A 201-nucleotide genomic window follows, 5' to 3' on the forward strand; every position below is an offset into this window, starting at 1 on the left:
CGTTTTCCCCATTTGGTTAATTTCCAATATAGTAATTCATCCATTTGAGAAAAGACTTCCTTGGATACTACTGTTGAGTAGTAGTTGCTCCACCCTCTGATGACCGGGTTGAGGTGTCTTATTAACCCCTCTTGTGGTACTGCTCTGTGGGAGTCTACTATCTCCTTAAGTTTCTCGTAGTGGGTTTTGATGGCTTTTTTG

At 41.8% G+C, this 201-nt stretch carries 1 protein-coding gene; it reads right to left on the reverse strand.

Annotated elements, in window-relative coordinates; genetic code table 11:
- Positions 1-191: group II intron maturase-specific domain-containing protein (locus tag AC0QH1_RS22095; RefSeq protein WP_324633505.1), on the reverse strand; the 191-nt coding region annotated here is incomplete at its 3' end.
- Between the last annotated feature and the right edge of the window lie 10 nt (positions 192-201).

This window comes from Phormidium sp. CCY1219, assembly GCF_055795085.1.